This is a genomic window from Paenibacillus sp. EB106-06-01-XG199 (assembly GCF_058791575.1).
Genome location: NZ_JBYTDQ010000011.1, coordinates 161026 through 185828 on the forward strand (window position 1 = coordinate 161026; position 24803 = coordinate 185828).

The 24803-nt window shown below is 47.1% G+C and carries 19 protein-coding genes, 2 tRNA genes and 1 pseudogene; all 22 read right to left on the reverse strand.

What is annotated here, in order from left to right; all coding sequences use genetic code 11:
• Positions 1–1231: 1231 nt before the first annotated feature.
• The gene (locus AC3WT9_RS29460; RefSeq protein ID WP_341096561.1) at positions 1232–2638 is read right to left on the reverse strand and encodes an extracellular solute-binding protein; all 1407 of its coding nucleotides are present in this window, start codon (positions 2636–2638) and stop codon (positions 1232–1234) included.
• A gap of 94 nt (positions 2639–2732) precedes the next feature.
• Positions 2733–3578: a carbohydrate ABC transporter permease gene (locus AC3WT9_RS29465; protein ID WP_341096563.1), complete on the reverse strand. Its 846-nt coding sequence runs from the start codon at positions 3576–3578 to the stop codon at positions 2733–2735.
• Positions 3579–3594: 16 nt separating this feature from the next.
• Positions 3595–4524 (reverse strand): carbohydrate ABC transporter permease, encoded by a 930-nt coding sequence (locus AC3WT9_RS29470; RefSeq protein WP_341096565.1) that lies wholly within the window; start codon positions 4522–4524, stop codon positions 3595–3597.
• A 59-nt stretch (positions 4525–4583) separates the two neighbouring features.
• Positions 4584–5972 (reverse strand): MATE family efflux transporter, encoded by a 1389-nt coding sequence (locus AC3WT9_RS29475; RefSeq protein WP_341096567.1) that lies wholly within the window; start codon positions 5970–5972, stop codon positions 4584–4586.
• Positions 5969–6670 (reverse strand): glycerophosphodiester phosphodiesterase, encoded by a 702-nt coding sequence (locus AC3WT9_RS29480; RefSeq protein ID WP_341096569.1) that lies wholly within the window; start codon positions 6668–6670, stop codon positions 5969–5971. The genes AC3WT9_RS29475 and AC3WT9_RS29480 overlap by 4 nt, the downstream gene beginning before the upstream one ends.
• A 19-nt stretch (positions 6671–6689) precedes the next feature.
• Entirely contained in the window at positions 6690–7703 is a 1014-nt protein-coding gene (locus AC3WT9_RS29485; RefSeq protein ID WP_341096570.1) for a CehA/McbA family metallohydrolase, read from the reverse strand.
• Complete coding sequence (locus AC3WT9_RS29490; protein ID WP_492408482.1) at positions 7700–8170, reverse strand: hypothetical protein; 471 nt, start codon at positions 8168–8170, stop codon at positions 7700–7702. Before AC3WT9_RS29490 ends, AC3WT9_RS29485 begins: the two co-directional genes overlap by 4 nt.
• Positions 8171–8375: 205 nt before the next feature.
• Complete coding sequence (locus AC3WT9_RS29495; protein ID WP_341096573.1) at positions 8376–9383, reverse strand: LacI family DNA-binding transcriptional regulator; 1008 nt, start codon at positions 9381–9383, stop codon at positions 8376–8378.
• Between the two features lie 575 nt (positions 9384–9958).
• Positions 9959–10180 carry an abortive infection family protein gene (locus AC3WT9_RS29500; protein ID WP_341097792.1) on the reverse strand — a complete coding sequence of 74 codons (222 nt, stop codon included), beginning with the start codon at positions 10178–10180 and terminating at the stop codon, positions 9959–9961.
• Positions 10177–10518 (reverse strand): hypothetical protein, encoded by a 342-nt coding sequence (locus tag AC3WT9_RS29505; protein ID WP_341096576.1) that lies wholly within the window; start codon positions 10516–10518, stop codon positions 10177–10179. The genes AC3WT9_RS29500 and AC3WT9_RS29505 overlap by 4 nt, the downstream gene beginning before the upstream one ends.
• Before the next feature lie 212 nt (positions 10519–10730).
• Positions 10731–11171: an HIT family protein gene (locus tag AC3WT9_RS29510; protein ID WP_341379895.1), complete on the reverse strand. Its 441-nt coding sequence runs from the start codon at positions 11169–11171 to the stop codon at positions 10731–10733.
• 304 nt (positions 11172–11475) lie between these two features.
• The gene (locus AC3WT9_RS29515; RefSeq protein ID WP_341379898.1) at positions 11476–11781 is read right to left on the reverse strand and encodes a DUF3888 domain-containing protein; all 306 of its coding nucleotides are present in this window, start codon (positions 11779–11781) and stop codon (positions 11476–11478) included.
• Positions 11782–12114: 333 nt separating this feature from the next.
• Positions 12115–12580 (reverse strand): annotated as a pseudogene (locus AC3WT9_RS29520) (IS110 family transposase); the annotation flags it as partial.
• A gap of 335 nt (positions 12581–12915) precedes the next feature.
• Entirely contained in the window at positions 12916–14748 is a 1833-nt protein-coding gene (glmS, locus tag AC3WT9_RS29525) for a glutamine--fructose-6-phosphate transaminase (isomerizing) (protein ID WP_038596945.1), read from the reverse strand.
• 632 nt (positions 14749–15380) lie between these two features.
• A complete protein-coding gene (glmM, locus tag AC3WT9_RS29530) occupies positions 15381–16721 on the reverse strand; it encodes a phosphoglucosamine mutase (RefSeq protein WP_341379899.1) in 1341 nt (446 codons plus the stop codon).
• A gap of 110 nt (positions 16722–16831) precedes the next feature.
• Complete coding sequence (locus tag AC3WT9_RS29535) at positions 16832–18286, reverse strand: CdaR family protein (protein WP_341096582.1); 1455 nt, start codon at positions 18284–18286, stop codon at positions 16832–16834.
• Positions 18279–19109: a diadenylate cyclase CdaA gene (gene cdaA / locus AC3WT9_RS29540; protein ID WP_038596954.1), complete on the reverse strand. Its 831-nt coding sequence runs from the start codon at positions 19107–19109 to the stop codon at positions 18279–18281. Before cdaA ends, AC3WT9_RS29535 begins: the two co-directional genes overlap by 8 nt.
• A gap of 211 nt (positions 19110–19320) precedes the next feature.
• Positions 19321–19935 carry a zf-HC2 domain-containing protein gene (locus AC3WT9_RS29545; protein WP_038596956.1) on the reverse strand — a complete coding sequence of 205 codons (615 nt, stop codon included), beginning with the start codon at positions 19933–19935 and terminating at the stop codon, positions 19321–19323.
• A 122-nt stretch (positions 19936–20057) separates the two neighbouring features.
• The gene (sigW, locus tag AC3WT9_RS29550) at positions 20058–20624 is read right to left on the reverse strand and encodes an RNA polymerase sigma factor SigW (RefSeq protein ID WP_038596958.1); all 567 of its coding nucleotides are present in this window, start codon (positions 20622–20624) and stop codon (positions 20058–20060) included.
• 646 nt (positions 20625–21270) lie between these two features.
• Positions 21271–24063 carry a phosphoenolpyruvate carboxylase gene (ppc, locus tag AC3WT9_RS29555; protein ID WP_341097793.1) on the reverse strand — a complete coding sequence of 931 codons (2793 nt, stop codon included), beginning with the start codon at positions 24061–24063 and terminating at the stop codon, positions 21271–21273.
• Positions 24064–24635: 572 nt separating this feature from the next.
• Positions 24636–24709: transfer RNA gene (locus AC3WT9_RS29560), tRNA-Pro, on the reverse strand.
• A gap of 14 nt (positions 24710–24723) precedes the next feature.
• Positions 24724–24797 (reverse strand) — tRNA-Gly (locus AC3WT9_RS29565).
• Between the last annotated feature and the right edge of the window lie 6 nt (positions 24798–24803).

Below are 24803 nucleotides of genomic sequence, written 5' to 3' on the forward strand. Positions count from 1 at the left end.
TCCATATTATCTTACACGGAACAGGGGGGCCGTTGCAAAACGATTCAATACTCCGTAATCGCGCCATGATATCTGAGAGGAAGCAAAAAGAAGGCTGCGAAGCATCCAACTTTTTTATCACCAAACAATAATAATTGTTCAACAATTTGCTCTTAGTCTCCATTAAAAAAATAAAGCTGTCCTGAGATTTCAGGACGGCTTATGATGTCTGGGTTGTTGTGCCAACTTTTATTATCAGACAACTTCATAACCTTAATGTCTGTTTCATAACTATGTTGTTTCTATACCCCAGACAAGTGTATGGAGAAAATAAAGTATTAGACCGGAGTATAATAAACTATTTGACACACTCCCCCTAATATTCGCTTTTTAAGTAAGAATCTTTGGAGTTATATTAGGGAGTTGTATTAACAAAGTGGCCGTCTTAGAAATGAAGTGACGGGAGGAATTCTCCCGCCAAATCATTGCATTAATCAGGCAATATCTAAGGTGCATAAATTTCTCTAAGGCAAATAACAAGGCCCATGAATTCCGTTAGGGCAATAGGCTGGAGGAGGAGGAGGATTGCCACCAGGAAGGTCTTTGCCACCTCCTCTACCATCGGCTAGAGCAGTACTAGATACTGATGCACACATAACGAATGCAAAAACGATAGCTAGAAATTTTTTCTTCATTTTCTCACCTCCTAAATAGAATAAAACAATATAATATTCTTTAGTGGGAATATTATACAAATAGGTTACTATACTAATTTTGATTTTACAATATTTTGAAAGTTAAGCCGTGTTTTTCTCTATTAAGAAGAATCAACTCGCCTATTTCTCTATAGCAGCGGACTTTCATAATTATCGTCCTCTTCTTATGCAATTCAAATATATCCGGTGTCTTCGACAAACGAATGTCTAATCATGTTCTTGTCCATTTTCGGCATAAAACAGAAAAACCGCGCTGGGCGCGGGTTCTTATGGGACTACGTTCTTGTCCTGCGACGATCGTTTGGAAAATCATAGAATAATGCGCTTGGAACAACGGTCCATTTGCGAAGTGCCCACCTAAGCACACACATCAATCCGTGTAAAAAATAGAGCTGTCCCAAGCAGCCCATTCATGGCTTTATGGACAACTCCCTATCGAATTAGGTATCGCCTTATGCCGGCACATTTTCCGTATGAATACATTAGTCAGTTACATTTTGCCAGGGCAAGACTTCTCTATAGTCTACATCATAGCATTACTGCTGATCGGCCAACCATTTAGTGCCTTCCTCCTGAGCCTTCTTCATTCCTTCGGCCGCACCTAGTTCACCTAACAGAACACGTTCTACATTCTCTGACAGAATATAGCGCGGTTGACCGGAGCGGTATGGATAACGTGGTGTCCACAGCTGGCCCATTTGCTTCAGAATAATGTCCATTTGTCCAATCTCCTGAACAGAAGGCCATTTCTCAGCTGCCTTGATGACTGGCATACTCTGCGAACGCTGTTCATCCCACATATATTGCTGGAAGAACTCGCTGCCGCTGAATTTCAACCATTCCCAAGCCAGGTCTTTTTTGCTGCTGGATGCTCCAATTGCGAACGGGCTTCCGGCGAACATGCCGCCCATACCTGTATCCTGATTTTTGAACAGCAAGGCCGCCTCGTAGCGGTCTTCAAGCCCAAAGTTGGCCAGACCATTGATAAATCCCGGACTTTCACGCAGGTTGATCGCAATGTTGTTATTTTCCGTCAGGAAGTTTTCAGAGCCTTGTCCGGCCATTACGCCCTCCGGTGCATACTTAATCGCTTCTTTCAACCAATCGATTGATTTCACCATGGTCTCGCTTTCGAAGTTCAGCTTCATATCCTTCCACAAGAATCCTGTGCCCCATTGTCCACCCAGCGATTCATTAATATTCATTACAGTATCGGCAGCATCGGCGCCCTTGAAGGTCAGACCATAGTTCTGTTCGCCCGTTTTGGGGTTCTTGCCTGTCATCTTGGAGGCTTTCTCCATGACCTCCTCGATAGTCGGAGACTCGGACAAATATTCCACACCCCATTCATCGAACAACTGCCGGTCATATACAATTACCCGCGCATCGCCGATAAAAGGCAAGCCATAAATCTGTAGCTCCTGATCATCCGGTCCCATGGCCTTCCAGCCATCCACCTGTCCATTCAGATAACTCCCCAGATCATAGCTGTCTTTATCAATGTAGGACTGCAACGGCTCCAGCAGACCTTGTTCGGCAAAAGCGGCAATCCCAGGCACTTGATATACATCGGCTGCTCCTGATTGAAGCATAGTTTGAGTCTTCTCGTTGTAGTTATCCCAGCCCATAAGTACAAACTCGACAGCTGCGTTAGGATACTGCTTCTCGAACTCCTCTTTCAGCACCTTTACACCCTTGGAGGTTTTGCCTGAGATTGCATCGGTCTTGTCCTCCAGCGAGAAATCGCCCACAAGTTGTACTTTCAGTGTTCCTGTCAGAGCTTCATTCGCCGCCACTGCACTTTTGGTGCCTTCAGTTTCTGCCGGCTCATTATTGGCCTTCACTGCCCCGTTCGAATTACCGTTTGTCCCACATGCACTTAGAATCATAGTAGACGCCAGCAGCAGCGTTCCTGTCAACTTCAGGGTCGATTTACTAAACATTGTTAGCTCCCCTAACTCCATTATATTTTTTATAAATTGCCACTTGCCTGCTTACCAGTCCTGTCGCTTGAAGTGACCTCGCATTCTCCAGTTATCACTCTCCCTTCAAGCCGCTAAGGGCAATACTGCGAATAATGTATTTTTGTAAAAAGAGAAACACAAGCAGGATCGGCAGAATACTCATTGCCGCTGTAGCCATCGTAACCCCCACCAACCGGTTGCCATTCTCTGAAGAGAAGCTGGAAAGAAATAACGGTACGGTCTTCATATCCTGATCGTTGATGACAACGAGCGGCCACAGGAAGGAATTCCAGCTGTCCTGGAAGGCCAGAATCGCCAGTGTTGCTGTAATCGGTCCGGTCAGGGGAGCGAAAATACGGATAAAGATTGTGAACTCATTGGCCCCATCAATCTTGGCTGATTCACGTAACCCTTCAGGGAGACGGTCAAAATACTGCTTCACCAACACAATACCTAGCGCATTAATGATCGCCGGAAATATCAGGGGATATTTGGTATTAATCATACCGAGATCATTGAACATACTGAACATCGGAATCAGTCTGGCCTCGAACGGAATCATCATGGTGGCCAGGACTGCGAAGAATAGGAATTTCTTGCCTCTGAATTCCCCCCTGGAGAAGGCGTAGCCGGCCAGCAGGGCAGAAGACACACTGAGAATGACACTGAACAATGAAATGATAGCTGAATTGGCATAGGTCTTGAACAGAACCCCATTCTCGAATACCAGTTTATAGTTGAATATGGAGAACTGTTCAGGAATGATCCGCGGTGGAAACGGAACGGCTATGTTGCTGCTTCTTTCCAAGCTGACGCTTAACATCCAGAGAAAGGGATACAACATCAGCACACCCATACCAAGCAGGAGCAGGAACAGCAATCCGCCCGACAGTTTCCCTTTTCCTGTTACGCTCAACATGTTACGAGTCTCCTCCTTATATTTTCATCTTCGTGACCTTGGTATTGATATAAGTGAAAGCAAGTATAAAGAGGAATAGAATATATGACGCCGCAGAGGCCAGACCATATTCATGCCCACCGAACCCTCTTTCGAATATAAACCCTACAACAGTATGCAAGGACCGCGCCGGACTTCCCTGCAAGCCACCGAGCATATAAGCGTCGGAGAACCGCTGCAAGCCGCCGATCCAGCCAATGATAAACAGGACAGTCAGACTTCCAAGCATATTTGGCAGGGTGATGTACAGCCACTGTTTGAAACGTGAAGCCCCATCTATAGAAGCCGCTTCATAGTAGTCGCTTGATATCGCCTGCAAATTGGCCAGATTAATAATGATGACGAAGCCCAGCCAATGCCAAACAGAGAGAATGATCGCCCCCCACTTGGCAGAGAGGGGTTGTGACAGCCAGACTACCTTCTCGAAACCGAGCAATTGCAGCACATAGTTGAGTGGCCCATCGGGATGTAGAAGCGCCAGAAAGACAGTGGCAGCTGCAACAATAGAAGTGACATTGGGCAGATAGAACAGCACCTTGAAGAAGTTTGAGCCACGACGTAAATTGTTGATTAGACAAGCAATGATGAAACCTAGTGGAATGGCAATCAGAAGCTGGAAGACGGTAATGTAGAGCGTGTTGTACACCGAATACCAGAAGGTGCCTGATTCCAGCACACTCACGTAATTCTCCAGTCCAACGAACCGCTCATCAGCCCCCTTGGTGAAGCTGAGCCGCAGCGACTCAGCCAGCGGGTAGATCATGAACACCGAAATGCCAAGCAAGGTGGGCAGAAGAAACAGATACCAGGCAAACGGAGGCTGCCTCCGGATCATTTTGTTGCGTTTATGCAGCATACGTTGGTTTAAGACGCCCAGCGGTGTAGCCTTTGACATGTGGTCGGACAAGGGGACTATCCCTCCCTACTATTCATTTTGGAGAATAAAAATATTGTGTAAAGTTAACGTTAGACAGCTCCGGAATCGGGCTGCAATTCTGTGCTTCTGTATTTGGTATCGATAGCAGACAAGCGAATTTGCCGCCACTTCTCTGATTTCCAGCGTCGGAGCATGAAGTAGGCTCTAATCCATTCATCTATAATAAAAGCCAGCCAAATGCCGTATATCCCGTAACCCCATACGATACCGAACAGATAAGCCGCAGGGACGCTTACTCCCCACATCAGAATAAGTCCCATAATGACAGGATATTTCACTTCACCGCTGGCATTCAGCGAAGCAATCATAATAACATTGCAGGCACGGGCAGCTTCCAGCAGGACGGACAGCAGGATCAGGTTGGCAGACATGATAATGACATTGCTGTCCTCCGTAAACAAACCCATCAGTGGCTTGGATACCAGATACAGCAACAGGCTGACGGAGCAGCTCAGGAAGAGACCGATTTTCAGATGCCTAAGCCCGGTGGTACTCGCCTTCTCCGATTTTCCAGCTCCAATCAGATGACCAATCATAATCGAAGTCGCCTGACCGATAGAGACAGATAACAGGAAAATATATCCGGTAAGCGTTTGTGTGTATATCTTAGTGGTGATGGCTGTAGTCCCGAGAAGCGTTACCATCATCATAATGACTACCTGAGAAGCAGAATAGGAGAGATTCTCACCTGCTGAAGGAATACCCAGCTTGAAGATTTCCCGTAAATCAGCAAGTCGGAGTAAGATGCCTTTAACGCTGAACAGAGTTTGGCCCATCGCACGGATCAACAGGAACACAGCCAACGCCACACCAACCAGCTTACTTCCGAAAGTCACCCATGCTACACCTTCAACCCCATAGGAAGGCAGGCCGAACGGTTCATACAGCATTATATAATTGCCAAACGTATTGAGAGCGACCATCGCGAAGGACAGCAGAAGCATCCGCTTGACCATACCGTTCATGCGCAAGGTCATTTCCGCAGTCATAATGAAGGCCGTGGCAAAGGAGGCAAGTCCTGTCACCGATAGAAATACTGTCCCGTACTGCATCAATTCTTCAGGCAAGGAGATGGCGCGCAGGACCGGTTCAGGGAATAAGAACAGTCCTATGCTAGCTATACCACCGAGCAGCAGATTCGCTATTATTGCGGTCCGGGCGACATCGGCCGCCTCGGCCCGCTTCCCCGAGCCGTTCAATTGACTCATAATGATTCCGGCCCCTATGGTGGCGAATCCGAACAGCAGATTGATTGTAGAGAGCAATTGCGAGACCGTACCTATGGCTGCAACGGCAAGATCAGAATAATTGCTAAGCATCAAGGTATCGATTGTGAAGATAACCGTCTGCACCAGTTGGCTCAGAAACAGCGGTCCGGCCAATTCCAGCAGGGTGAGGGCGGGAGCGCTGCTCTTCATGCCCCGCCGTCCTCAGGCATAACAGCTCTCAGCGCTGCAAACTTCTTCACCTCATAGACAGTAACTGCATCTACGCCCATGTCCATATATTTAAAGAACAAGTCCTGATCATAGGGTAATGTATAGATCCAAACCTGCAACCCGTGAAGATGGGCCTGCTGAACCAAATAAGGCCGGCAGCATTCATATTGGATATTCACACCGCCGAACTTCGCTTCAGCCGCTCGATGGCACAGCTCTGCCGTTTGCTGCCGATAGCTTACTTCGTCCAACTCACTGAGTTCCTTCGGTAAATTCCACATTACATGTCTGGAATATCCGGAATTCGCTATCAGCCCTGTGGCCCCTGTGAACCATACCTGACTCCAGGTAGATGTGGCTGTTACATCAGCTATGGCCGCCAACCCCGCCTCTTCTGTTTTGAGATCCAGATTGAAGGCGACGGGCAACTGACTGAACCGTGTTAATACCCGGTTCAGCGTCTCCGGCTTTTGCCCTGTCTCCAGCAGCTGCCCATAATTCAACTGGTGGACGGAAGGCTCATCATCATGCTGGAGAACAGCCACATTATCCTTGGTTACTCTGACATCCACTTCTAGAATAGGAGCCCCCGCCTTCACTCCGGCTTCACAGGATTCAAGCGAATTGTAGCTCGTTCCCTCGCAGCCTGCATGGGCGATCAGCTTCGGATATTGCATTGCTATCCCTCCTTTGCAATTATTCTTCATCCCGCTGCCCGCTTGCGAAATAAATCGCATTGGTGCAGGCAATGGTTGTCAGGATTCCGTCGATGATGCCAAACAGCCGTACACGCAGCCATCGCAATCCTGCGGTTGTCAGCATAATAGGCAATCCGTTATACCCGAAGGCCGGTACTTTTGCCAGCTCCCCCAAATTAGAATCTACGATGATCAGGCTGCCCTCCTCCGGTCCCCAAGGACGCTCAGGCTGGTTTGAACGTGTGATCTGTACAGTCATCCCTGCAACAGGATGGTCCTCCCTGATGGCTAAGGGAACCTCGTCCCCAAGTCCATATTGGTCAGCTCCAAGAGAAAGACTGACTTCCAGAAGCGGCCCCATACTTAGGCAGATCTGTCCCTGCCTGATTGCGTTAATGATATCAGTTAATGAATGCGGCAATGGTGCATCGGGAAGGCCAATATACGTGTAAGCCGCCAGCTTGTCCGCCGAATCGGATCTATGCCAATCCCTACCGGCTGTAGCGGATATCCTGTACCCTTCGTTCAGCAGCTCGGTCCATTGTCTGAAAGCAGGCACATTATGATTCTTCATGGAAGGGTTCGTTTCATGCCATACCTCCATATAATCAATCTGATTCCAGTCGCTTACGGTGTAATCCCAGTGGCAGCCTGTACAGATCGGACTGCCGAAGCTGTAAGGATGGGCAATGCCCACGATGCCTCCCTGCTCATGAACACGAGCGATGCCCTTATGAATATCGTAGGGACCGAGATCCCTCCATTCGCAATAAGGAGCGCCAAGGGTCAGCATATGGCCGTAAAACGTCGTCCATTCCATGCCGGGAATGATAGTAATGCCTGTCTCCCTGCTGACAGCTTCAGCATCTGCCAGTCCCGATACGGTGTTATGATCTGTAAGCGCGATGCCTGTAAGCCCAAGCTCTGCTGCTGCCCGGCACATCTCCAGTAGAGAATGTGTCCCATCACTATGGGGAGTATGGGTATGAAGCTCAAATGGAAGCCATCTCATCTGCCGGTCCCCCTCACAAATAATTCATAGCGGCAATCGGGTGTAACAACACAATGCACGCTGATCGTTATCTTCCATACTCCGGAGGGAATGTCCCCTGAGATGAACCCGGGAGAAGTCTTGCTCCCATCCGGGCAGATCATGTGCTTCTGCTCTGGAGCATGCCGGTGTGCTGAGCCGCGGAAGCCCAAGGGGCTATCCAGAGATAATGTCAACAAATTCTGCAAGGGATAGAAATTGTCCCATTGCTTCTTATGCAATGCCACCCAAGCCGGATCGGAGTATATCTCGATAGCTTCTAATATAAGCGGCTGTGATGCTTCTCTGTCTAAAAACTGTTTGGGTGCATACCTGAAATCGATCTCCAGTGAAGACAAGGGGTAATCCAAGTGGAATTGGTAAGTAATATGAGTTTTAGAACTAAGCGGAGTGAGCTTACCCTCAACCGTGATGATATCTTTATGCATGGCCTGTACCTCTTTCTCACCGTAATCACTCATATGGTATCGATACCGGAAAACTTTTCTTCACTAGCATAATCATTTCTTGTTAAAAGAACTCCTGCTTTTCAGTCGATTTATATTAAAGTTAGTCGATTGTTTTGTTCGTAATTGATATAAAAAAAAAGCAGGTCCGTCAACCTAGACGGACCTGCATGTACAGTGTTTCATATTATATTCTTCGACAGCTTGCCCGCTCCATGATCCGGTGCGGCAGATAAATGTCTTTACAGTCCGGCTGCTCCCCTTCTTGAATTAAGTTGTGCAGATATTCAAGCGAAGTCCGTCCGAGCTCCCGGACAGGCTGCTGCATAGAAGTAAGCATTGGCCTGACGGCCTCTGCAATCAGACTGTCGTCAAATCCCATGACAGATATATCCTCAGGAACACTAAGTCCATAATCAAGCGCACAGTTCATGGCACCTACTGCCATATCGTCACTGGCAGCAAAAACAACAGTAGGCCGCTCTCCTTGCTCCAGAATCTCCTGCATCATTAATCGTCCGCTTTCGAGTTTATAGTTGCCAAACCTGATGAAATTAGGATTGAGCGGAATACCGGATTTGTTTAAGGCATCCAAATAACCTTGATAGCGACTACGGCCTGCCGTTACATCCTCCAGATCCCCACCCAGGAAGGCAATCTGGCGATGACCGAGGCCGATCAGATATTCGGTGGCATCCAGTGCCGCCTGATAGTCATTAATCAGCACAGAGAACCTGTCCGGCAGCGGGGAGCGGACACAAGAGAACAGGATAGGCATAGAAGCACTTTCTATAAAAGAAAGGATACGTTCGTTCACCTTTTGGTGCATGATGATGATTCCGTCTACCCGCATCTCCTGAACAGCATACAGATATTTTAATTCCTTATCCAGATTTTCTGCAATATTGCAGACGATTAGATTGTAGCCATATTCGCTGGCACTTTCCTCAATACTGCTTAATATAGTTGAGCAGAAATAATTCGTGAGATCGGGAACGATGACACCAATTGTATCGGTTTTCTGCTTTTTTAAACTGCGGGCAATCTGGCTTGGGGTGTAGTTCAATTCCTTGATCGCCTGGTTCACCTTCTCAAGAATATGTTGGCTAATATATTTCTCACTATTCAGAACTCGGGACACACTGGTGACAGAAACACCCGCTCGTTTAGCTACATCTTTTATTCTTGCGCTCATGTGTACTCACTCCTTAGCAAGGTCAATGCGGATGAATCATACAACTGCTGCTGTTTTTGTGAAATATTTGGCGGCAGCTATAGAATTTACATCATCCATTATACAGACTGTTGCGTTTCGAAGTGTAAGGCCTGTGTAATTTTCTGATACGGATGACGACTACTTGATGTTCTGTGAAAATAAAGTATTAGACTAGAGTCGTTGATTTAACAACGTATTTGAATTGAAGAATCGTCAGCTTTTGGAAAATAAGTATCCTCTCCAACCAATCCATCGTTCTCCCTTCGAGTTAAATACTATCGTAAATAAAAGTGACTTGCCGGGCATTTCTTGCACAAAATTGTCAGCATCGTTCGCATCCTCTGGAGACCGATCCAAACAAATCCGATGTATAATAACATTGCGCTTGACTGCCAGTTAGGTTAAACAAAAGCAGCCGATTTAGCAGTCTGCTCTTTACGCTTTCGTTCCCCCGTTAGTTAAGCAGCTTACCGCATTCACATCGGCAAGGGGGACTTCAGCAGATGTCTCTCCGATACTGTTCGGCACATCTTTGACCAGCTTCCAAACTCTCCTTATATTTTGGAATCAATATATTGTAAAATACTTCTAAATAAATTCAAAACAAGTTTCGCCTCTTCTTCACCAATTATTTCTTCATTGGGATGGGTATAAGACTTGTTATTTCTTATCTCATTTAAATTCTCAAGCAGCTTGCTAATTGCATTAACGATTTGATTGATTTGTAAATGACTTTGTGAATGATCAATAAGTATACTAGGATGTTCCTGTTTCAGCTTACTCCAGTAATCTTGTTGTCGTGTATTCGCTTTTTTTGTTCAAATTCATATTGAGTCAAAATTTCTTCATTGAACCGATCTTCAAAAAACTCCAAGGTATATTTATCTATTACTCCATGTAATATCTTCGACTGAATAAATGGTTCTGCCTCGGATAATATTCTTGTAAATCTTTGCCTTGTCGTACCTTGGAATTCATTGGGATCAATGTCTACACCACAATACATAGGATAAAATTGAGCATGAGAAGCATATGTAAAGTTACCAAGATAACCACCTTCGCCACCGATGTACCCCAAAACACTGTTTACTTCCTTACCTCCTAGTCTTTCCATCAATGATTCACTCCAAGTAGTTTTTTAATTTGTTTTAGTTTTTGCCGAATCTCAGCTAACGTTTCCGTGTTCACGATGTCCCACCACCTTAAGCGAACGAATGTGAGCGGCTGCGATGCGGTTAGGTGGTGCGGATGTGTCGCCTGAATCCTCTTCTTCGAAATACCTCTGGCGACCGAGGCGGCTTGTCCGCCGATGCGTGGAAGGCATTGTTATCTGAAGTTACTATCTCCTTGGGATACCCTTTCAATTTCTTGTAAAATTCTATTTCTTGTTTCTAATAATCTAGTTCCTGCTTTATGATCTATGATCGGATCGGACCATGTAAAACCATCATCCTTAAATCTAGGTATTACGTGCATGTGATAGTGTGTCAAGTCATTAAACATTCCACCATTCTGACAAATGGTGATTCCATCCGGTTTATAGACTTCTTTAAGTACTTTAGATATGTAGACTGAGGCATTCATAATTGCATATAAAGTATCCCTGTCCATCTCATCCGAATCATAAAAATGCTTTTTAGGAAGTATTAATATATGACCTTCATTAAAAGGTGCGATATCTAATACGCATATTACTAATTCGTCTTCATAGATAATGTTAACATGTGGTTCTAAAAGATTTACGATTCTACATCCAAGACAGTTCATAACGAATATCACCTGTTTTCTTGTTTTTTTTACTTTACAGTAATTTCAGATAACGTCTTATTTACGAACTTTAGCTCCATATGTAGAGTATTCGGGGAAATCATCAAGCTATCCTGCCCGTTAGCGTAATGAAAAGATTAGCCGATCGTTTGGCCGGCTGCAGTCATGTCTGAATTGAGCTATCGTTCCTCGTTAGTTTTGCCCACACCTTTCTCATTCTTAATAATGTGGTTCCAATTGGGGGGCAGCTCAAAATCCTTAAGATGCTCAAACCCGATTACTTCTACCGTTCCCATATTGTCAATCATGAAGGAAATAAAGTAGTTCCAACATCAAGATGTGGACCGATATAAGGTGATACTGTTACATTAACGATGATATGGGAATCTTGATATCCAACCAATACGTTCAATGGATCAAGAAATGGAGCAAACGTAGGTTTTTCATTCAGTTTATCCTTGTAATAAATATCTAATTGTTCTTGTATCTTGGGCGTTAACAAGGTAAGTATGACCCTATATGGGTCTGGATTCGTTTTAGCGTAAGCTGTTTGAATTGATGCCAAAAAACAAATTATGATCAGAGTACATGTCATTACACCGCGTCGCATGGAGATCGCCCCTCAGTTTTTTTAATAATCTTCCCATACGACTTCTAAACTATCCTGCCCATCCCTCGGTTTTAAGGGTTTATCTCACATATACTCACTCATTCGTAGGATTTCGTCGCCTCGGAATACAGTTAACGTTCAGAAAGTAAGCTCATTAGACACCGTTGTCTCGATCTTGGGTATGCGGGAACAGAAGAAGCGTGTGGAACAGCTCTCCAAGTGTTATTCTTCTGCACGCATACTCCACAATTTCCTTGGGGGTTCACCATCCCATGACTCTACGGGTCTATGCCCTTACATTCCTTCGTTTCACCTGACCAAGGCGTGGAGACCGATAACGTTTCGTAACTTCTGAAAGACGATAGCCTGTCGCGAGTATTCATAGTAGTAGCCTCGACTGATCACATCAGCAATGACAAGCGCATCCTTCGGATCACTTTTGGAGGGAGAATTATCGCGGTTCTCCTTGTTTCGTTTGGTGGTTGCCGGATTCACCATTACAACGCCTATGCCTTTGTCGGTAAGCCAATTGGCCAGGTTATACCCGTAGTGTCCGGTCGGCTCCATCCCGATTATGAGATCCTTTAAGCCGTGTTTCCGCCCTATTCCCTCGATCCACCGATCTAATTTTTCGAATCCTTCAATTGTATTTGAGAATGTAAGATGTCGCTTACTAAGTACGATACCACGAAAATTAGTCGCTTGTGCAACATGAGTTTCCTTCGCGATATCTATACCCACAACAAGGTGAGATGTGGTCAATGCGTTGATTTTGATCGTCTGATTGTTTAAACTTCATAATAAGAGCGCCTCCTTGATGGTGTTGGGTTATAAACCCGTCGACAAACCCATCATACCGAGGCGCTCCTTTTTTGACAAAGACCAAATCTTAAGCCTTACAGGAATGTTTGTGAGTTCAGAACTAGGTTAAAGTTTTATTGCTCAGCCAATCATAAAAAAAGTCCCGATGATTTAAGGCATCATCGGGACTTTTTGTCGGTATTAAAGGGGCCTCTTCAACTTCATGGACCAACTATTTGTAAAGGTACTAACTTTATTGTCCGAGCACTTACATTAATGTCTGTACACCAACTTTAATGTCACCAGACACAAGAATTCTTATCAAAACCCCTACTACTCCACCGTAACGCTCTTCGCCAGGTTACGTGGTTTATCCACATCGTGGCCCAGGGCCAGCGAAGCATAGTAAGCCAGCAATTGTAGCGTTACTACGGACAAAGCAGACGTCAGCAGCGGCAGGGTCTTAGGAATCACGAATGCCTGATCTACCGATCTCAGCAGGTCGGTTACATGCTCTTCATGAGTGATTGCCAGCACGTCTGCGCCGCGGGCTTTCACTTCTTTGATGTTGCTGACGGTTTTCTCCAGAACGGACTCCTGGGTAGCCAAGGCAATGACTGGAACGCCTTCTTCAATCAGCGCCAGGGTACCATGCTTCAGTTCACCCGCAGCATAAGCTTCGGAGTGAATGTAGGAGATTTCTTTCAGCTTCAGTGAGCCTTCCTGAGCTACCGCATAGTCTACGCCGCGGCCGATGAAGAACAGGTGTTTGTGCTCTGAAATTTGCTCGGCATAGGTTTTGATCGCTTCTTTCTGTGCCAGAATTTCTTCCACTTGCTCAGGCAGTGACTGCATAGCGGCGAGAATCTCGGCAACCTGTGCTTCGCTTTGCGTTTCGCGTACTTCAGCCAGGTACAGACCAAGCAAAGTAAATGCGATAATCTGCGAAGTATAAGCCTTAGTGGACGCTACAGCGATTTCCGGTCCAGCCAGTGTCACAAGTACATCATTGGCTTCACGGGCGATGGAGCTGCCCACAACGTTGGTGATTGCCAGTACATGCGCACCGTTTGCTTGACCTTCACGCAAAGCAGCCAGTGTATCAGCAGTCTCGCCAGATTGGCTGACAACGATGACCAGTGTTTCCGGTGTTACGATTGGTGAACGGTAACGGTATTCCGAAGCGATATCGTTCTCTACCGGGATACGAACCAGGGATTCAATCAGGCTGCGTCCAACCAGACCCGCATTGTAGGCTGTACCGCAAGCAACGATCTGGATGTTGCGGATATTCTTGATTTGCTCAACGGTCAGGTTCAGCTCCGGCAGAATAACCTTGTTGCCTTCAGCATTCATACGGCCGCGCATAGTGTCGCGGTAAGCCTTAGGCTGTTCGTGAATTTCTTTCAGCATGAAATGCTCATAACCGCCTTTTTCTGCGGTAACTGCATCCCAATCGACAGTAATCATTTCCCGAGAAATAAAGTTGCCTTCAATCGTCATCAGTTCGACAGCATCCCGTGTCAATACAGCCATTTCGCCGTCGTTCAAAATATATACATTGCGGGTGTATTCCAGCAGTGCCGGAATATCGGACCCGATAAAGTTTTCGCCTTCCCCAAGGCCGATAATCAGCGGGCTGGCTTGACGCACAGCTACCAATTTATCCGGCTCATATTCAGTCAGAACACCCAGTGCAAACGCACCGCGCATGAAAGTGATCGCTTTTTGAACAGCTTTTACGATATCTCCTTCATATTCACGGGCGATCAGGTGGGAAATAACCTCTGTATCTGTTTCGGAAGTGAAGTGGCATCCGCCGGCAATCAGCTCTTCTTTAAGGTCCAGGTAGTTTTCGACAATCCCGTTGTGAACTACCGAGAACTTCTGGCTTTCATCGGTGTGAGGATGGGAGTTCTCATCAGAAGGTTTACCATGAGTCGCCCAGCGGGTGTGCCCGATTCCGGCACTTCCTGTCAGCGGAGTGGTTTCAAGTCTCGACTCCAGGTTTGCCATACGGCCCTGAGCCTTCACGACCTGCAGTCCTTCCTTGGTAAATACGGCAATACCTGCCGAATCATAACCACGGTACTCCAGCTTCTTCAATCCTTCAACCAAGATCCCCTGCGAATTCTGATTACCAATATATCCTACAATACCACACATTATATTTTCCCCCGTCCATTTTATCGTAATGTGGGCGGCATAAGGAAAGAAACGTGCCGTGCGGCATGTTACTTGAGAAAAAGCAAATATTCTGTTGTAGTCATAAGTCCAACAAAATAAACCTGTCACCTGCTAGGTGTTCATGAAATGCACAGTCTTCTCCTCTGCCGCAGCAGACCTCTGTTTACTTTCCAGATCGCACATACCCATGAAATAACATTTCTAATTTGCACCCATAGTCGCGTTGTAAGAGTGGTCGCCCGCTCATTTTCCGCTTCCATTTACGGCTCTGGTGCATCACCGGGAGGTCCCCGCCGAACATTTCGAACGCCTCCACCTCGTCAGCTTACATCTGCCGTGATCCGTTCAAGCCTTGCCCTGATTGGCATCTTGCAGGCTTTCCCTTCTCCCCCGCGCAAGATCAAGCTCTGGCGCTTGCTATTGCTGTAACCTTACTATCCCCGCTTTCCTTCTGGAATGACACTTAATCATTATATGCACCTTACATCACTTTGGCAATGCTATAACTCGTGAAACCTTTTGGAACACTTCAACAAACTGGGTATATTGATCAGGCAGCCAGTGAATAAATCTGTCGATTCCATCCACTGGCTGCCAGTAGAAATAACAAATTAGACCAATTCGCGCTGTACTACATCAACAATCTGACCGACAAAAAGATCCAGTTCAGCCTTATCCGGTCCTTCCGCCATTACACGGATCAGCGGTTCGGTTCCGGAAGGACGTACCAGTACACGGCCATTATCGCCAAGCTTGCCTTCTACCTCATTAATCGCCGCTTCAATTGCCGGATTGTTAGGGTAGTTGGTCTTATCCTGCACACGTACATTCACAAGCACCTGCGGATATTTGATCATCATCGATTTCAGCGCACTTAGCTTCTTCCCTGAGGCCTTCATCGTGTCCACCAGCTGAATTGCCGTGAGAATGCCGTCTCCGGTTGTATTATAATCGAGGAAAATGACATGCCCGGACTGCTCTCCGCCCAGGTTGTATCCTCCGCGGCGCATTTCTTCCATCACATAACGGTCGCCGACAGCCGTCTTGGCTGTATTCAGCGATAATTTCTCAGTCGCTTTGTAGAAACCGATGTTGCTCATTACTGTAGAGACAATAGTTCCATCCTTCAGCTTGCCTGCACGGTTCATGGCATCTCCGCAGATGCAAAGGATAAAGTCTCCGTCAACCTCGTCGCCCTTCTCGTCGATAGCAATTAGGCGGTCGGCATCGCCGTCAAAGGCAAGTCCTAAATCCGCGCCTTGGCGCAGTACTTCCTCACGCAAGGTTTCAGGGTGGGTGGAACCGAAGCCGTCATTAATGTTCAGCCCGTCAGGCTCTGCTCCAATGGCAATGACCTCGGCGCCAAGCTCTCTGAATAGCCGCGGGGCCAGCTCATACGCTGCACCATGAGCGCAATCAAGCACCACTTTGATTCCTTTGAAGCTTTGGGAAATAGTTGTCTTTAAATATTCCAGATAAAGATATTTAGCATCGTTGTCTACCGTAACTGTACCTAGGCCAGATCCAATAGGGCGGGGCAGCTCATCCTTCTCCGCATCCATCAGTTCCTCAATCCGCAGTTCAGTCTCGTCAGTCAGCTTGAAGCCGTCTCCGCCAAAAAATTTAATGCCGTTATCCTCCACCGGATTATGTGAGGCAGAGATCATGACACCCGCATCGGCCTTAAGCAATCTTGTAATATATGCAACAGCAGGTGTACTCACTACACCCAGACGTATAACATGGGCCCCAATGGACAACAGGCCGGCTACAAGCGCCGATTCCAGCAACGGACCGGAAATCCGTGTATCCATCCCTATGACTACCTTAGGCTTCTCTACGTTACCCGTAAGCACATACCCTCCGCAGCGGCCAATACTGTAGGCCATTTCTGCTGTTAATTCCCGGTTTGCAACTCCGCGTACACCATCTGTTCCGAAATACTTACCCATCTTTATTTCTCCTTTGATTACGCTGCTTCAGCTTAATGAATTATTGTATGAAAGTTTAATTATTCCGTGTACCAAAATACATGTAAATAGACGTATTCCAGTTTAAAAAGTTAAGTTCCGCCTGTGCTTCCGGCATTATTGCTATTCCCGTTGCCAGCGGGTATACTGCTGCTCTCTGCCGTGCTTTCAGTCGGGGACGGTGTGGGCGAGGCTGCACTATCGCCGTTGTGAGAGGGGGAGGGCTCGGCAGTAATTTCTTCACCGGCAGCAGGCTCAGAACTTGGCTCCGGGGTGACTGCTGTCTCGGTAGCTGGTGCCTCCGAACTTTCTGGCGTTGAAGGTACTTGCAGATCCACTGTTGCTGTAAGCGGCTGAGCGGAATTCACCAGCACGATGAACCTTGGCAGCGAGACCTGAAGAGATATCTGATGAACACCGGCGGCATAACCGCCGACATCCGCGACCACACTGATATTGTCCTGATCCAGTTGATCCAGCAGGGTAGGTGCCCCGGATACAGTCAGTGACACAGTTTTGCTGGACGGATCCGTCATCAGGGCTGTGAGTCCGTTGGCCAACCCTTCCAGCTTAATGGGAACCGCCTCAATCGTCCGCTGGGCAATTTCCGCGGTCGTCACCGACACCTTCACCGTTCCCGGCTCGACCTTCGTGGCTCCCTCAGGAGGCTTAAGCTCCAGTGGCAGCTGCTGTGTACCCGCAGATGTGATAGAACTTAAATCCAGGGTCGCCTCATAGGAGGACAGCCCTGCCAGCACCTCCTTGTTCCCAAACACATTCACCGCATCGACCTCAGGAGTTACCCTGGATACGACGAGGGAGCCGGGAAGCTGACCGCTGAAGCTAATATCCAGCGGCAAGCTTTTGAAAGGCAGGGTGATCGGCAGTTCCACAGATACGGAAGCAGGCTCGATCACTGCATCTTCTATTTCTTTGCCGCTGCTGTCATAGGCATACAACTTCAGCTTCTTCTCTTTGAAGGTTTCACTTTCGCCATCCAGCTCGATGATCCCCTGCACTTTAGCCACCCTGCTCAGCTCGCTGTCAGCCAGCGTAACCTCAGCAGTCTCCGGCTGAATCACCGGGGTGCCGACCTGATAACCCGCCGCCGGCTCGCCCTTCGTACTTATTGTGACCGGAAATGACTTTGTAGTCCGCAGTTCCACATGCACGTTCACTTGTTTAGGCTCCATGGATTCATACATCACCCCGCTGGGCAGCGAATAGTTTAGCGGCAGCGTTGTATCCCCCGGCTGTAATCCGCTTAAATCCACCGATACCTTATAGGCATCCGACAACTTAAAGTTAAGGTCGGATCTTTTGCCCCGAACCTCCAGCCTTACGCTGTCAACGTCCATGGTGTAGATATACTTGTCGTCATCAAATCCGCTTCTTGCTATCTTAACATTCTCAATGATTTTCGATTCAGTATTAACCGTGGTCTGGTTCGTAGGCTCCGTATCCACATGTACAATGGTCCATAAAATCACACCGAAGACAAGCGCAAGAATTTTGTTGAAGTTGTTGTTCTTCATCCACTTATCCATTGCTCTTGCCCCCTCTCCGTTTCCAGAAAGCAGAACTTTTCTCCTTCAGCGGGGAAGTCGCACTAAGCTCCTGGTGCAGCTTCGAGATGAGCGATTCTTCCTTAATGTCCCTAACAATTTGCCCGTTAATCGCCAGTGAAATTTGCCCGGTCTCTTCGGAGACCACAACAGACACAGAATCCGCGACTTCGCTGATCCCAATGGCCGCCCGGTGACGTGTCCCCAGCTCCTTGCTGATGAACGGATTCTCCGACAACGGCAAATAACAGGCTGCGGCAGCGATTTGACCATCCTGCATAATCAGCGCACCGTCATGCAGCGGGGTGTTGGGAATAAAAATATTGATCAGCAGCTCAGAGCTGACAACAGAACGCATCGGAATGCCGGATTCAGTAAATTCATTAAGTCCAGTCGCCCTTTCAAAGACAATTAAGGCCCCTATCTTTCGCTGGGATAAATAATTCATGGCCTTAATGACTTCGCCGATTAATTTACTGACTTCCTCATCATTCTCCGAGGTTCGTCCAAAAAATTTGCCCCGCCCCAGCTGCTCCAGTCCCCTTCGCAGTTCCGGCTGAAAGATAATAAAGATCGCAAAGATCCCAAAGGTATAAATCTGATTCATCAGCCATTTCAGGGTATACAAATCCAGCAGGGTGCTCAGCGCCCAAATAATAACCAGCACCAATATCCCCTTCAGGAGTTGAACCGCCCGCGTTCCGCGAACCATATTGAGCACTTTATAAATAATATAACTGACAATCAGGATATCGATTATATCTTTAATGGACTCTTTCCATGTAAGGTCAGTAAAATAACTCATTGCCTAAAACCCCCGTCATTTCATATTAGCTGGGTTTATGTAAAATGTCTGTAAGTTCTGTATCAATATCTAGGTTATAACGTTCACGCTCAGGTTGCAAGTTTAGGTCGTTGGGGTTTTATATTTCAGACGTTTAATGACAACAAAAAAGCGCCATCTTTCCGGAAAAAGAGGCGCAAATGAGTTTTCTGCTAAAAGCAACCATGTCTAATTAACGGTAGGCAACTTCAGAGAACATGTTCGTCACTTTATACCAGAGCCAACTTACCGCTTGGTCTATGCTTTTGACTTGCCCGGAAATATGAGCGGTTGAAGCCTTGTACAGAGTGCCGTCGATCACAGTCACATTGCCGTTGACTTCCCCATATACTTGAGTTTTACCGTTCTCCACCGTAAGATCTCCGGAAATGATTTTGCCGGAAGGTACGATAACCGTATCTCCCTTGATGACAACCTGATCGAGGTCGCTTCCTCTGACTACAAGCTGTCTATCCTGATTCCAAAAAGTAACGGAGCTCATCAACATCACAAAAATAAACAAGGACGCCGCAGTAAGCGCGGGATGTCGCTTGATCCAAGTGATAAACGCTCTTTCCTTCTTGGATTTCGGTAATGAATTCATAATCCGGCCTACAAGATCCTCCGAGGCAACAGGGTTCTGGTGCATCAGCGAGAACATCAGCATATCGGTCTGTTCCAATTCTTTGAACTTCGCACGGCAATCCGGACAGGATAGAAGATGCTCCTTCAATTCCCTCTGCTGCAGTTCGGGCAAGTCGTCATCCAGGTAGTCGTGCATCATAGAGACGGCCAGTTTGCATTCCATAGGAGCCAATCCTTTCATGAGTGCTATTTAATTATTTCAAAACAAAGAGACAGGGCGCATAAGACTTGCTTAACTTACATACGTCGCTCCCTGAAGGACGTTTCATAAAAATAAATCTATTTTTACATTTTAGGGCCTAATTTTTTACGTAAAAATTCACGTCCGCGGTGAACCCGTGTCTTGATCGTCGTTACGGGCATATCCAGCACGTCACTGATCTCCTGAAGCGACAAATCCTGCAAATAACGCAGAATCATCACGGACCTGTATTTGACGGGCAGACTATCGATAGCCTCATAAATCAGCGACTGTGTCTCAGAGAGCAAAAGCTCTGTCTCCGGTGTCACATTGTCGCTCGGGATCATCGAATAGCCGTCAATACCTTCCTGATCGTTCATCTCGGCATCCAGCGAATACGTTGGTTTGCGCTTGCGCAGCCTATCAATACAGAGGTTCGTGCCAATCCGGTAAATCCAGGTTGAGAACTTCTGCTTATCATCATAACGGTCCAAATTTCGATACACACGCAAAAAAGTCTCCTGAACGATATCCTCCGCCTCATGGCGGTTGTTCAGCATCCGGTAAGCCAGATGATATATCTTGTCTTTATATAGTTCCACAAGCTCGGCAAATGCCCTTTGGTCGCCTTTCAAGGCGAGCTTTGTCAATCTGCCTTCCAAATTCTCCACCTGTTAACTCCCCCAGACTTGCCGCCCTTGGTATTTCATCTCTTGAATGTCCACGGTACAAGCATTTAAATCGTAATTCATGTTCCGGCAAAAATCAAGGATTGTATTGTTACCTATAGGTATATTGGGCAAAATTCACGCATTGCTGAGACGGTGATTAATCGCAGCGGCGGGAAACATTTGGACTTCCGGTCGCTGTTATTGTCAGATTCCCTGATTCGAACCGCTGGCAGCGGTAGGAATCCGGCAATAAAGGCGATCGCTACCGCTCCTCCAGTTCCAAATTTGCTCTTCGCTGCTCCATCACCGGCATTGGAATGCCATGTAATTCAGCCCAAATTACCTTTCGGCAACAAAAGCTGAGAGGCATAAGGCCGGAAGCTGCTCGGTAACGGCAGCTTCAGCTAATATAAAGGGAACAAGATCCGCTTCTCTTGCCGGGCCATTAAGGCCGGCTACATAGAAACACACAAAAACCCGTCCAGCCTCCATACCAGAGGCGGACGGGTTTGAAGGAAGCGGCTTTGCCGGCTTCGAAAAATCAACAACTTAGAAAGAACATCATGAATATTAACTACAGTAAATCAACTTCATAGATCTACTTCTTGATGATCAAATATTACAAAGCATGAAGTCGGATCAGGTATCAGCCCGTGTTCCGCAGACCGGCAGCAATACCATTGATCGTGAGCAGCACCTCACGCAGCAGCTCGGCGTCATCGCCTTCAACCTCGCGAAGAGCTCTCAGCTCGGCCAACAACTGTACCTGCAAGTAGCTGAGTGGATCAACGTATGGATTGCGCAGCCGGATAGATTCCTGAATCACAGGAACGTTGTCTAAAATATCCTGCTGGCCGGTAATTTTGAGAATGAGCTCTGAGGTCAGCTTGAATTCGGCTTCGATCTGGCCGAATATCCGCTGACGGGCTTCCTCATTCTTACCCATACTTGCGTATTCCTTGGCGATAATCAGATCGGCCTTGGCAATAGCCATTTGCAGGGTGTCAATGAGCGTAGTAAAGAAGGAGAAGTTCTCATACATATGCTGCATGATCTTCAAATTCTCTTCCTTATCCTCATAGAAGCTCTGCAGCCCTGTTCCAGCGGCATACCAGGCCGGGAGCAGATAACGGCTCTGCGTCCACGCAAACACCCATGGAATGGCGCGCAGATCCTCAAAACGGTCACTATTCTTACGCTTCGAAGGACGGGAACCGATATTGAGTTCTCCAACCTCAGGCAGCGGTGTTGATTCTTTGAAATAAGCAAAGAAATCCGGATCACGGAAGATCAGATCCTGATATTTGTTAAGCGAAACTTCGGAAATCCGGGCCACAATCTCTTCCCACTTGCTTTCGTACAGATCAGCCTCAGGCATTCTGGCATTAATAGCTGCCGTCACAAGCGCCGAGGTTGCCTGCTCCAAGCTGCGGTAAGCAATACCTTGCATCGAATACCGGGAAGAAATAACCTCACCCTGTTCCGTAATCTTGATGCCACCGCCAATGGTTGAGGCCGGTTGAGCAAGAATACTGCGGTTCAGCGGCATCCCGCCCCGTCCGAGCGCACCACCACGTCCGTGGAAGAATTTCAGCTTAATCCCGAATTCCTCTGCAGTAGCCGTAATTTGCTTCAATGCAACACGCAACTCCCAGTTCGCGGTAACTACCCCGCCGTCTTTGTTGCTGTCCGAATAGCCAAGCATAATTTCCTGTACATCGCTCATCGCACTAACGGCATCACGGTAGATCGGCATACTAAGCAGTGTATGCATAATTTGTGGCGCATCATGTAAATCATCAATGGTCTCAAACAGCGGCACTGCCTGCAGTGTACATACGACAGTTCCATCATTATCTTTGCGGAACAAGCCGACTTCCTTTGCGAAAACCATAACCTCTAAGATGTCGCTCGCTGCTTCAGCCATACTGATCAAATAACTGGTAATGCACTGCTTGCCGTATTCCTCCTGCGCAGTGAAGATCGTGCGGTACACCGCAAGACATTCCTCTGTGCTCTCACTGTAAGTCTGGTAAGGTGAAGTTAGAGGACGCGGATCATTCAGCAAATTCTCCAGAATTCGAATTTTTTCATTTTCCTCTAGTTTAGCGTAATCCTGCGTGATGTTCATTTTGGCCAAAATTTCTGTCATCGCATTTTCATGCTCCTGACTGTGCTGGCGAACATCCAGTGTAGCCGTGTGGAAGCCAAACAGCTCCACCTGGCGGATCAGCTTCTTAATGTAGGTATCCGCTACATAATCCGCATAGTGATGACGCAGACTGCGGTCTATCACGTTCAAATCATCTATGAATCGTTCTGGTGATGAGTAGCGCTCAGGCGTACCCTTTTTCTCATCATCCAGCACGTTCTGTATCTTGGAGATCATGTAACTGAGTTTAATCCGGTAAGGCTCGTTGTCATTGCGCCAGGCATCAACCCGGTTAAGATTGATAATGTTGCGGTCCTGTTCAATGGAATCCACCAGTTCCTGCGTCACCTCGACGATGCTTGTACTAAAGCTCAGGTACTGCATGAGTTCGCGCATGATACGCTGATATTCCCGGATAGCAAGCTTGCGCTGCAAGCGCAGCGTCTGCAGCGTAACCGCAGCAGTCACCGAAGGATTGCCGTCACGGTCCCCGCCGATCCATGAGCCAAAACGCAGATACGTCGGTACATGCCAATTCTGGCCTGGATAGTATTTGCTCAGACATCGCTCAAGCTCTTGGTACACATCCGGCAATACTTGAAAAATCGTCTCATGGAAATAATACATCCCATTACGCACTTCATCGAGTACCGTAGGCTTGCGGTCACGAAGCTCATCGGTCTGCCACAACGTGATGACCTCGTTCAGCAGTTTCTCGCGCAGCTGTTCGCGTTCCCGGAAGGTCAAGGTAGGATTATCCAATCCCATTACATCGTCGGAAATCCGTTTATGAATATCAAGGATCGCCCGGCGCATAGCTTCAGTAGGGTGAGCCGTCATGACCAGCTCTAGTGAGAGACCATTCATGATTTCATGGACATCCTCATGGGAGAAGTCACGCTCGCGTAGCTCCTGAATAGCGCTTTCTATGGACCCGGGCTGTACAGTCTCCCCGGCTGAACGTTCATAGTCGCGTTTACGGCGAATGCGGTGATTCTGTTCGGCGATATTCACCAATTGAAAATAGATGGCGAATGCCCGTATCACCAGGTGGCGATTCTCAGGATCCAGTGAATTAATTAGTTCCTTAAATTCATTGTGCAGTTCAGGCAAAAACAATGAGCGCAGCGATTTACTGGTCTCGCGGATCTTCTCCACGATTTCCAGCAATTCGTTACCGCCTTGATGAACCAAGACTTCGCCCAGAATATTCCCCAGGAACCGTACGTCCCGCCGCAGCAGATTGTTGGAGTTGCTTTTGCTAACGGTAGTCGTAAGTTCGGTCATGCTGCTCCCCCCATCCTCTTCCGGATCAATGTTCTTAACATTGTCTATTTGAAGCTTTCCACATATCATACAACAAAACCGCCCGGAAATCTTCAACTTATTGCGCTGTAAAGCGTCGCAGTAATTACGATTATACACCAATTTGGCGTTTTATACAGTCATAAAATACTTATTATATTGGCTGATTAACAGGGTATTTATGTAAAGAACAATGGCTGGCATAAATTTATATTATCTATATATAAAGAACCATTAAAAATGGTGGGGTTCATTTCGTAGCATTATGAGGGTTTCCTGACGCCCTAGCATTCTAATAACAAGACCCTGTTCAATCGAACAGAACGGCTTGGATTGCCTAACCTTCCAAATACCTAAATCAATCATAAAGTACGGTCACAGAGCCTTGAGCGAGTTCTCCCGCCACATCTTGTGATGTTAGGTTCATCCGTTCCACAAGCACGCATAAAACCCACTTAGGTTATGGAGAGCTTCACTATCACTCTATCATTCACTTAAGTAAACAAAAAACTCCTACCGGAGTAAGAGTTAAATGTCAGCTGGTTAGCTGAGTATCGGGATGACACGATTTGAACATGCGACCCCCTGGTCCCAAACCAGGTGCTCTACCAAGCTGAGCTACATCCCGAAACTATAAATTTATGGAGCGGGTGATGGGAATCGAACCCACGCTATCAGCTTGGAAGGCTGAAGTTCTACCATTGAACTACACCCGCATAGGT

Excerpts from the sequence above, each read along its gene's own strand:
- AC3WT9_RS29460 (WP_341096561.1), bottom strand. The coding sequence starts at position 2,638 with ATGTTTAGTAAATCGACCCTGAAGTTGACAGGAACGCTGCTGCTGGCG.
- AC3WT9_RS29465 (WP_341096563.1), bottom strand. The coding sequence starts at position 3,578 with ATGTTGAGCGTAACAGGAAAAGGGAAACTGTCGGGCGGATTGCTGTTC.
- AC3WT9_RS29475 (WP_341096567.1), bottom strand. The coding sequence starts at position 5,972 with ATGAAGAGCAGCGCTCCCGCCCTCACCCTGCTGGAATTGGCCGGACCG.
- AC3WT9_RS29480 (WP_341096569.1), bottom strand. The coding sequence starts at position 6,670 with ATGCAATATCCGAAGCTGATCGCCCATGCAGGCTGCGAGGGAACGAGC.
- AC3WT9_RS29485 (WP_341096570.1), bottom strand. The coding sequence starts at position 7,703 with ATGAGATGGCTTCCATTTGAGCTTCATACCCATACTCCCCATAGTGAT.
- AC3WT9_RS29490 (WP_492408482.1), bottom strand. The coding sequence starts at position 8,170 with ATGCATAAAGATATCATCACGGTTGAGGGTAAGCTCACTCCGCTTAGT.
- AC3WT9_RS29495 (WP_341096573.1), bottom strand. The coding sequence starts at position 9,383 with ATGAGCGCAAGAATAAAAGATGTAGCTAAACGAGCGGGTGTTTCTGTC.
- AC3WT9_RS29505 (WP_341096576.1), bottom strand. The coding sequence starts at position 10,518 with ATGGAAAGACTAGGAGGTAAGGAAGTAAACAGTGTTTTGGGGTACATC.
- AC3WT9_RS29510 (WP_341379895.1), bottom strand. The coding sequence starts at position 11,171 with ATGAACTGTCTTGGATGTAGAATCGTAAATCTTTTAGAACCACATGTT.
- AC3WT9_RS29515 (WP_341379898.1), bottom strand. The coding sequence starts at position 11,781 with ATGCGACGCGGTGTAATGACATGTACTCTGATCATAATTTGTTTTTTG.
- glmS (WP_038596945.1), bottom strand. The coding sequence starts at position 14,748 with ATGTGTGGTATTGTAGGATATATTGGTAATCAGAATTCGCAGGGGATC.
- glmM (WP_341379899.1), bottom strand. The coding sequence starts at position 16,721 with ATGGGTAAGTATTTCGGAACAGATGGTGTACGCGGAGTTGCAAACCGG.
- AC3WT9_RS29535 (WP_341096582.1), bottom strand. The coding sequence starts at position 18,286 with ATGGATAAGTGGATGAAGAACAACAACTTCAACAAAATTCTTGCGCTT.
- cdaA (WP_038596954.1), bottom strand. The coding sequence starts at position 19,109 with ATGAGTTATTTTACTGACCTTACATGGAAAGAGTCCATTAAAGATATA.
- AC3WT9_RS29545 (WP_038596956.1), bottom strand. The coding sequence starts at position 19,935 with ATGGAATGCAAACTGGCCGTCTCTATGATGCACGACTACCTGGATGAC.
- ppc (WP_341097793.1), bottom strand. The coding sequence starts at position 24,063 with ATGACCGAACTTACGACTACCGTTAGCAAAAGCAACTCCAACAATCTG.